The organism is Paraburkholderia sp. XV (assembly GCF_020177535.1).
Taxonomy (GTDB): Bacteria; Pseudomonadota; Gammaproteobacteria; order Burkholderiales; family Burkholderiaceae; genus Paraburkholderia; species Paraburkholderia caribensis.
Map to the genome: position 1 here is coordinate 43,746 of NZ_JAGUUD010000058.1, position 8,433 is coordinate 52,178.

Below are 8,433 nucleotides of genomic sequence, written 5' to 3' on the forward strand. Positions count from 1 at the left end.
TCATGCTGCGGGCGCATAGCGCTGTCCCGGCGGCAGCTTCACGACCTGCAGGAAAAAACCCAGCCGCCGCACGGCTTCGATGAACGCATCGTATTCGACCGGTTTCGTGATGTAGACGTTGCAGCCCAACTCGTAGCAACGTTCGATTTCGCGTGGATCGTCGGTGGTCGTGAGCACGATCACGGGCATCGACGACGTCGACGGCGATTCCTTCAGCCGCCGCAACACTTCAAAGCCATCGACACGCGGCATCTTCAGGTCCAGCAGCACCACGTAATTCGCGAGTTCGTCGCGCGCCGGCCGGCCGGCGGCGCGCTCGCCCGCGCGCGGTTCGCCGAAGAAATAATCGAGCGCTTCCTGACCGTCGCCGAAGCGGACAAAACCGTTCGAAATCCCCGCGCGCCGCAGATTGCGCTCAACGAGCGTAGCATGCCCGTCATCGTCCTCGACCAGCACGATGCCGACCGACTTACCATCCGTTTCCCCGTGTGACATGTTCCCTCCGAAGCCCTTGCGCCGCATCTGTTCGATGCGTTGTGCGTGAGCTGCGACTGCGTGAATGGTACGACTCGCTGCCCGCTATTATGCGGCCGTTGGCTGACGGCTTGCTGCCCCTTTGCGCATGAGGCCGGTGCGTGTCATGCGCATCGACGGCGCATCAATAGCGCATCAATAGCGCATCGGTTGATCGGGCAGCGTGACGAAGAACGTCGACCCCGCCCCTTCCGCCGATTCGACCCACACGCGCCCGCCATGTCGTTCGACCGTGCGCCGCACGAGCGCAAGGCCGACGCCGTCGCCTTGCGCGACATCGCCGTGCAGCCGCTGGAACGCGCGAAATACTTTCGACATATAGGCAGCGGGAATGCCCATTCCATTGTCGCGCACAAAGTAAGTGCGGGTTCTTGGCGGCGACGCGAGCGCGCGCTCGGCAGGTGCGCCATCCAGCGCGCCGACTTCGATGCGCCCCGGCCGCGACGGATCGAGAAAGTTGATTGCGTTCGAGAGCAACTGGCTGAACACCTGTTCGATGGCGGACGGATCGCCCCACGCCGTGGGCAGATCGCGCACGAGAACCACCACGCGGCGCTCGTCGATGCGCTTTTGCAGCGCGTCGACGGCACGCGCGACCGCGCGGCCGACGCTTACGCGCTGCCATTGATATTCGAGCCGCCCCGCGCGCGAAATGCGCAACAGCGCTTCGATAATGGCCGCAGCGCGCGTCACCGACAAGCGCACATAGCGCAGCGATTCCTGCATGTCGCCGTCGAGCACATGCGCAACGCGTTTGTGTTCGGGCTCGGGCAGACGCGCATCGTCGATGGTCGCGCGCAGTTCGTCGCACGAAACCTGCAGTTCCTTCGAGAAACCCTGCATGTTCACAAGCGGCGAGCGCAGATCGTGTGACACGCTGTAAATGAACATCTCGTTGTCCTGCGTCTCCTGACGCAGGGTTTCGTTGACGCTCGCCAGTTCCGCCGCGCGCACTTGCAGCGATGTCTTGAGCGCGGCCTGTTTGTCGTCTGCCTCACGCAACAGCGCGCTGGTGCGATTCAACGCGGAATCGAGCGCGGCGATTTCGTCGTTGCCCGATAGCGGCGCGGGCAGCGGCTGCCCGCCGGCGAGCCGCTGCGCGTTTGCCGCGAGCACGTCCAGCCGCCGGCCGATGCTGCGCGCGAATCCCAATGCCGTGCCCGCCCACAGCAGCATCGAGCCGATCACGGCGCCCACCAGCGTCCATTGCTGGCGCTGGCGCGTTTTCGCGAGCGTCGCGTTGCGCTCGACTTCGAGCCGCGATGCTTCGTCGATGAATTCTTTCAACTGCGCACGAAAGCGCATCACCTGCGCAGGCAACTCGCCGCCTTCGAGCGTGACGAAGGGTTTCATCGTCGCGCCCGTGCGCAGCGACTGCGCGACAGACAGCGCCTGCTGCCGGTAGCTGTCCACTTCGTCGCGCATGCGCTGCACGCGCGCGGCCTGCGCGGGCGTATCGGCGACAGCGGTTTCGAGCCGCGCGAGCCGGTCGCCGATGTCGACCCACGCCGCATGGCGGTCCATGAAAGACGGGTCGCCCGCGACGATGCCCGTGCGCACGCGCGCGACTTGCCGGAGCACGGGGTTTTCGAGCGCGGCCGCCTGATACAGGATCTGCTTGCTGTCCGACGAGCGTTCGACGGCCCGTGTGGTTTGCGCCTGCATGTCGAAGACGACGCCGAGCAGCGCCAGTTCGATGGCGCTCGGCAACGCGATCAGCAATAAGCCTTTGGTGAACAGTTTCATGGATGGCTGGCGCAATACGGCATGAACGTGCGAGGCAACCGCGTCCTGGCATGTGGAACCGCCGCGCGTAATCATGAGCGGGGCGCATGCATCATGGCTGTGCGCCGCGGCCTTAACGTCGCTGCGCGACGAACGCTATCGATATTTTCACTCATGCGCCGCGCCCGTCGACTCGCCGAACCGGTGCAATGGGCGTGAAAACCGCGCCGCAACTGGGACGCGGCCATTATGGGCGGGCCCAACGCATATTTCAATGCGCGCCGAAGAGGGCTTGGCACACATAAAAATGTCTTTTTTTACGGTGCCGGAAACACGCGCAGCGCGGGTGAGTCTATTATTGAGACCAGATGCACAGGGGATGCGAAAGCGCACGGCGACGCGATTCGGCCTGGTTCGCACGGAACGATGGAGTGAGACAGACGAATCACCGTGTATCCGGCATTTTCGTATGCTATAAAAGATCGACGTGCGGCGCGCGAAGCCGGGAGTGGTCGCATGAGGACGCTGCGTTTCTTGCAATTCTTTTTCAGGCGAGTTTTTATGTCCTTCCCGAAAAAGCGCAGGCGCGCGAAGGTGGACGGCGACGAGTCGTTCCTCGCTGTGCTGCGACACTTCAAGCCCTTCGGTCAGCTCGACACCAAGATTGCGCGCGCCCGCTCGCAAGATGAGCCGGTGTTGTACGCGCATGTGCTGCCAGGACTCGATGTCCTGCTCTGCAGCGTGCGCGGCGCGCATCCACCGTATCCCGCCGTCGCCGAATCGCGCCGGCGCTGCATCGAATCCATTGCGAACGCGCTTGAACAGCCGCTCGACGGACTGGAGAACGGCGGCTACTGGTACGAGGCCGATGGTTTCGGCTTCCTCGTGTTCGCGAGCCGCGCGAGAGCGCGCATCCTGCCGGAGTTCGGCGCGACGCGCACGGCTGCCAGTACGCGGCGCGGCGTGCGGCGTCAGGATGCGGCGGGCGACGCGACACCGCGTTCGCTGCGTTGAATCCCGAAGATCAGGCGTAGCCACTCACACGAAAACACGGCCGCGAGATTCGCGGCCGTGGCGTTTTTGCGAGTCGATCATTGCGGGCGATGCATCCTTGCCCCGCGCTCAGCTTCCCTTGTAATCCGCCGCGTTCGACGGTCCCGGCAATGCCGCGCCGTTGTTCGGCTTTGCTGGCTGCTTCGACGGTGCGGTCGACGGCGCGACGGCCGACGCGCCCGGCGTCCCCGGCGGCAGCGGCAGAGCCTTGGCCTTCTCGCGCTGTCCCGGCGGCGGCGCGCTCGGATGCTGCGCCTCCATGGCCGCCATCAGTTGCTGACACGGCAAGGGCTTGTTGTTGCTCGGCGCGATCAGCGGGATCAGCGCGGCGAACGGATTGATCAGACCGAGGCCGACCATCGCGCCGCCACGCACGGCGAGCGCCGCCGCGTTCACGCCGACGTGAGGGTCCTTGAACGTGCCCTTCACATAGAGCGGCGAGCGCAACGAAAAGATCCGGAAGCCCTTCGTGTGCGGATGCACGCCGAGGTCCATCGACTCGTTCTTCAGGTTCACCGTGCCGTCGACGTTGATCACGGCGTCCTGCGTATCGAGTGCGAACACGCGTGAATCGAGCACGCCGTCCGTCACGACGAAATCGCCTGCCGCGCAATTGATCTGCACGTCGCGATTGCCGAACAGTTTTTCGTAGACCACATTCGCCACGTTCAACCCGGCCGCTTCCATCAGCAAACGGCTCACCGCGCCATCGGTGACGAGCAGTTTGACCTCGCCGTTCGACGAAGCCGCGAGCGCCGCGGGCGAATTGCCCGTCGCCGACAGCGCGGCGTCGCCGTTGATCTCGCCGAGCGCGTTCTGCATGGTCTTCGCGGTCGGCAGCAACTGCTTGAGCTTCAGGTGACGGGCTTCCGTCGAGAAACGGCCCTTGAGCGGCGACGCGCTGCCGTCGAGATGAATGTTCGACGCGAGCGACCCGCCTGCGACGCCGAACTTCAGCGGCGCCAGCGACAGCACGCCGTCCGTCATCACGACATGGGTGTAGAGATCGGTGATGGGCAGCGCCGGGTCCTTGATAATGCGGCGGCCCGTGAACTTCACGTTCGCGTCGATCGCTTTCCAGCGGTCGGTTTTGAACTCCTCGGCGGGCAGCGCCTTGTTCGACGGCTGGCGTGCGGTGTCGCCGCGCTTCGCCTTGCTGGCGTTGCTATCCGCGCCGATGATCGGCGCGAGGTCCTTGAACTGCAACAGATTCGAGACAAGGGTGCCTTCGAGCAGCGGACGTGTCGCGCGCTGCGTATAGACGACCGTTCCGTTCAGATCGCTGCCGCCGACGCGGCCTGTAAAATTTTCATACCGGAACACGCTGCCGCCCTGCCTGAAGTTACCGATCAGATGACCCTCCGTCGCATAGGGCGGCGTCTCGGGCAGCGTGATGCCCGTCAGGTCATACAGATGATCGAGGCTCGAGCCCTGCAGCCACAGGCGCAGATCGACGGCGGCGAGATGCGCGGGATCGGTGACGGTGCCGACCAGTGCGATGCGCAGATCGCCCGCCTTCACGTCGGCCTGCACGGGGAACGGCCGGGACGTGTCCTGCAACGCGAGCACGCCGCCGAGCTTGCCGCTGCCCGATATCGGCGAGCGGTTGTAAGTGCCCTTCACCGTCCAGCCGATTCCATATTGCGGCGAGTTCGCACTCTGCGCGACGGCTGTGCCTGGCGCGCTCGCCGTGGCGCCCGATGCGGCCACGGCCGTCGATGCGCCCACGCCAGCCGGCACGGACGCGCCCGACGCAACAGGCACGCCAGGCGCCGCAGCGGACGCGCCTGACGCCTCGGATGCGGCGGCTGCCTTCGCCTGCGCAGCGAGCTGCTTCGCACCCTGCTTGCCGACGACCTCCGCCGACGACCTGCGCGACGCCTCTTCCTGTTGCTTCATCGCTTCGCCGATGGGGATCGGCTGGCCGAGCGTATCGACCACCGCCTGCATGTCGATCTTTTTCTGCTCGTCCGACAGCGCGATATTGCCTTTATTCAGCTGGATGTCGTGCAGATCGAGTTTCCATTCCGACGGTCCCGCCGACGATTTCAGCTTGAACGTCCAGTTGTTGCGTCCGTCGAGGAGCCGTTCGAGATCGACGGATGGATTCACGACATTGATTGCCGGGATCACGATGTCGTGCGCGAGCAGCGGCAGCACTTTCACCTGGAAGTTGATTTCGTCGAGCGTCGCGAAGTGCTTCTGTTTCGCCCAGTCGGGATTGGCGATCGTGATGTTCTGCGCCGAGAAGCGCGGCCACAGCACCCACGAACGCCAGCCCGCCTCGCCGACGGGATGCCGCCACCCCACCTTCAGATCGCCTTCGATTGCAAACGGCCTGCCGATGGCTTCGCTGACCTTGTCGTTCACATAGGGACGCGCGCGATTCCAGTCGAACGTCAGAATGAAAACCGCCACCGCAACGATCAGGATCACCAGCACCGCGAACAGCCACGCGAGGGTTTTGCCGATTGTCTTGCCGACGGACATGCCAGACGAATGCAGCACAGCCATGAGCGCTCCGAAAAAATACTTGCGTCATTCGTCTGCACAGCACGTGCTGTGCCCGCGCGCGCTTCGTTATGATGATGCGCTGCGACACATTCCAATATGCCATGCCCCACCCCACCAACCTGACGGACGCGCCCCTCGTCCAGGCGCAAAGCCTCGTTCGGCGCGACGCGGCGCGCGGCCAGACGCTACTGCATGCGACCAGCATCGCCATTCATGCGGGCGAGCGAATTGCGATCACGGGCCCGTCCGGGTCGGGCAAAAGCGTGTTCATGCGTGCCCTTGCGCTGCTCGATCCACTCGATAGCGGCGAGGTGCGGTGGCGCGGCAAGCGCATCGCACGGGCGACGATTCCGCTTTACCGGCGCCACGTCGCCTACATTCGCCAGCGGCCCGCGCTGCTCGACGGCACGGTCGAAGACAATCTGCGTTATCCGTACACGCTGCGCGCGTATCGCGATGTCCGCTTCGACCGCGGGCAGGCGGCCGCGCTTGCTTCGCAGGCCGGACGTGCAGGCGATTTTCTCGAACGCTTTGCTAGCGAGCTGTCGGGCGGCGAGGCGCAGATCGCCGCGTTGATCCGCGTGCTGCAGCTCGCGCCGGACGTGCTGCTGCTCGACGAACCGACGGCATCGCTCGATCCCGAATCGGCGCTGGCGATCGAAGGCCTGGTGCGCGCGTGGTTCGATGCCGCGCCGCAGGTGCGCGCGTGGCTGTGGGTGTCGCACGATCCGGCGCAAGCGGCCCGCGTGAGCAACCGTCATCTGACGATGCGCGCCGGCGTGCTCGACGATGCGCAGCGCACTATGCCCGATACGTCCACGCACACCGGGGAGCCGCCGCGATGACCTTGCAGAACCTCAGCCTCTGGGACGTCGCGCTGGCAGCGCTGCTGATCGTGGTGAACGGTGCGGTCTCCGTTCTGCTCAAGCTCGATCTCGAACGCAAGCTCGCGTGGGCGGCCGTGCGCACCGTCGTCCAGCTGCTCGCGATCGGCTATGTGCTCGCGTGGGTATTTGCGTACGCGCGCTGGTACGTGGTGCTGCCGCTGATGATCGCGATGACGCTGATCGCGGGCTTCGCGGGCGCGGGACGCGGCTCGCGCACGTATGCCGGGCAGCGCGTCGACAGCATCCTGTCGATCTGGGCGAGCGCGTGGCTAGTCGCGGCCGTTGGACTCTTTGCCGTGATCCGCATTCGACCGTGGTACGAACCGCAATATGCGATTCCGATCCTCGGGATGATTCTCGGCAATACGCTGACGGGGGTGTCGCTGGGCATTGAACGGATGACGGAGGAGCTGACCGCGCGCCGCGACCGCGTCGACATGGCGCTCGCCCTCGGCGCGACGCGCTGGGAAGCCGCGCAGGGACCGGCGCGCCAGGCGGTGCGCGCCGGCATGATTCCGACGCTCAACCAGATGGCCGTGGTGGGCGTGGTGAGTCTGCCGGGGATGATGACGGGCCAGGTGCTGGCCGGGCAATCGCCGCTGCAGGCCGTGCGCTATCAGATCGTGATCATGTTCCTGATCGCGGCGTCGTCGGCGCTGGGGACGGTGGGTGCTGTGCTGCTTACGTATCGGCGGCTGTTTTCGCCGGAGCACCGGTTTCTGGCGTCGCGGCTTGTCGAGCGGCGCTCGAAGCGCTGACGTGTGTGCGAGGCGAGCGTGGTGATCGATGCATGCACACCGCATGCAATTCAGCCGATGTGCATGGCTTGCGATACCGGATTGGATACCAGGACGCTTACGTCACCGTTTGGCCGACACGCTCACCTGCGAGCCGTCGCTGAGTGTCAGCGTCTTCGTGCTGCCGTTGGTCGGCATGGTGAAGCGCAGCACCTGGCTGACGCTTGCGTAGTTCGGGCACTTGAGCGACTTGCCATTGTTCGACACGGCCTTCGTGCCTTTCGGCGTTTGCGCCTGGAAGTTCATCTGCACGGTTGCGGTGCCGTCCCTGGCGACGACGGGTGCGAAGCGAATCTGCGTCTGACGGATCATGGCGCCGTTCGTGTCGAGCGGTAGCGACGACAGACCTGGGCAGTCGCTATCGGCTGCGACGGGGCCGCCGGGCGGCACGGTTTTCCAGGTGAAGTCGTCCGATTCTCCGGAACGGATGGTGCGGGTTTCCTGCGAGTTGCCGAACTGCTTCGACGTGACCTTGACCGTATAGCGGATGGGGCCGTCCGTGGCCGCCTGCGAAGTGACGGTGATGGGTGTCGCTGCGTGCGCGGGTGCCGGCAATGCGGCGGCGAGCGCAAGCGTTGCGCATGCGATGGAAGCTACAACAGAAATCGCGGGAAGTTTGACGCTGATGCTCATACTGTCACCTCGTTGTTGTGCTGCCGCGATCGCGCTGGCCGCGCGCGGTGGTTTTTTTTGCATGTTGCACGGGAAGTCTAACGCCAAGTGGTTGGCGTGGATGTGGGTTTGGGCTGGGATTAACCCGGGGTTGAGGTTGTTTTTTGCGCTGCGCGCGCGGGGGTGGGGTTGGTTGGGTGTGGCTGTTCTCGTGCCGTTGTTCGGTGTTTTTGGCCTTTGCGCTGGCATCCGCGTGACGTTAGCTCGCTTCAGGCGTCGCCCCTGTGCGGGGCGGCACCTACTTTTCTTTG

General features: G+C 64.9%; 7 protein-coding genes. 3 read left to right on the forward strand and 4 right to left on the reverse strand.

The genetic code is table 11. From position 1 onward, the window contains the following. Together KFO72_RS24575 and KFO72_RS24580 are read right to left on the reverse strand one after the other, a co-directional pair. Nucleotides 1-495, reverse strand: coding sequence for a response regulator (locus KFO72_RS24575; RefSeq protein ID WP_054930463.1), 495 nt, complete (start codon nucleotides 493-495; stop codon nucleotides 1-3). A 174-nt stretch (nucleotides 496-669) separates the two neighbouring features. After that, nucleotides 670-2,280, reverse strand: a complete 1,611-nt coding sequence (locus tag KFO72_RS24580) for a sensor histidine kinase (RefSeq protein ID WP_225033241.1) — start codon at nucleotides 2,278-2,280, stop codon at nucleotides 670-672. A 495-nt stretch (nucleotides 2,281-2,775) separates the two neighbouring features. Between KFO72_RS24580 and KFO72_RS24585 the strand changes: the two genes are divergently transcribed. Then, nucleotides 2,776-3,273, forward strand: a complete 498-nt coding sequence (locus tag KFO72_RS24585) for a hypothetical protein (protein ID WP_225033242.1) — start codon at nucleotides 2,776-2,778, stop codon at nucleotides 3,271-3,273. Nucleotides 3,274-3,381: 108 nt separating this feature from the next. Here KFO72_RS24585 and KFO72_RS24590 read toward each other — a convergent pair whose 3' ends face one another. Further along, nucleotides 3,382-5,826, reverse strand: coding sequence for an AsmA family protein (locus KFO72_RS24590; protein ID WP_225033243.1), 2,445 nt, complete (start codon nucleotides 5,824-5,826; stop codon nucleotides 3,382-3,384). 101 nt (nucleotides 5,827-5,927) lie between these two features. Here KFO72_RS24590 and KFO72_RS24595 point away from each other — a divergent pair, with 101 nt between their 5' ends. After that, nucleotides 5,928-6,671, forward strand: coding sequence for an ATP-binding cassette domain-containing protein (locus KFO72_RS24595; RefSeq protein WP_224102583.1), 744 nt, complete (start codon nucleotides 5,928-5,930; stop codon nucleotides 6,669-6,671). Beyond that, complete coding sequence (locus KFO72_RS24600) at nucleotides 6,668-7,471, forward strand: ABC transporter permease (RefSeq protein ID WP_007585855.1); 804 nt, start codon at nucleotides 6,668-6,670, stop codon at nucleotides 7,469-7,471. Before KFO72_RS24595 ends, KFO72_RS24600 begins: the two co-directional genes overlap by 4 nt. A 102-nt stretch (nucleotides 7,472-7,573) precedes the next feature. Here the strand turns inward: KFO72_RS24600 and KFO72_RS24605 are convergent, their stop codons facing one another. Continuing rightward, on the reverse strand, nucleotides 7,574-8,143 hold the full coding sequence (locus KFO72_RS24605) for a DUF6013 family protein (RefSeq protein ID WP_176054133.1): 570 nt from the start codon (nucleotides 8,141-8,143) through the stop codon (nucleotides 7,574-7,576). Nucleotides 8,144-8,433: the final 290 nt, after the last annotated feature.

Bases quoted from the DNA above. Each gene is read 5' to 3' on its own strand.
- KFO72_RS24575 (WP_054930463.1), bottom strand. From the start codon at position 495: ATGTCACACGGGGAAACGGATGGTAAGTCGGTCGGCATCGTGCTGGTC.
- KFO72_RS24580 (WP_225033241.1), bottom strand. From the start codon at position 2,280: ATGAAACTGTTCACCAAAGGCTTATTGCTGATCGCGTTGCCGAGCGCC.
- KFO72_RS24585 (WP_225033242.1), top strand. From the start codon at position 2,776: ATGAGGACGCTGCGTTTCTTGCAATTCTTTTTCAGGCGAGTTTTTATG.
- KFO72_RS24590 (WP_225033243.1), bottom strand. From the start codon at position 5,826: ATGGCTGTGCTGCATTCGTCTGGCATGTCCGTCGGCAAGACAATCGGC.
- KFO72_RS24595 (WP_224102583.1), top strand. From the start codon at position 5,928: ATGCCCCACCCCACCAACCTGACGGACGCGCCCCTCGTCCAGGCGCAA.
- KFO72_RS24600 (WP_007585855.1), top strand. From the start codon at position 6,668: ATGACCTTGCAGAACCTCAGCCTCTGGGACGTCGCGCTGGCAGCGCTG.
- KFO72_RS24605 (WP_176054133.1), bottom strand. From the start codon at position 8,143: ATGAGCATCAGCGTCAAACTTCCCGCGATTTCTGTTGTAGCTTCCATC.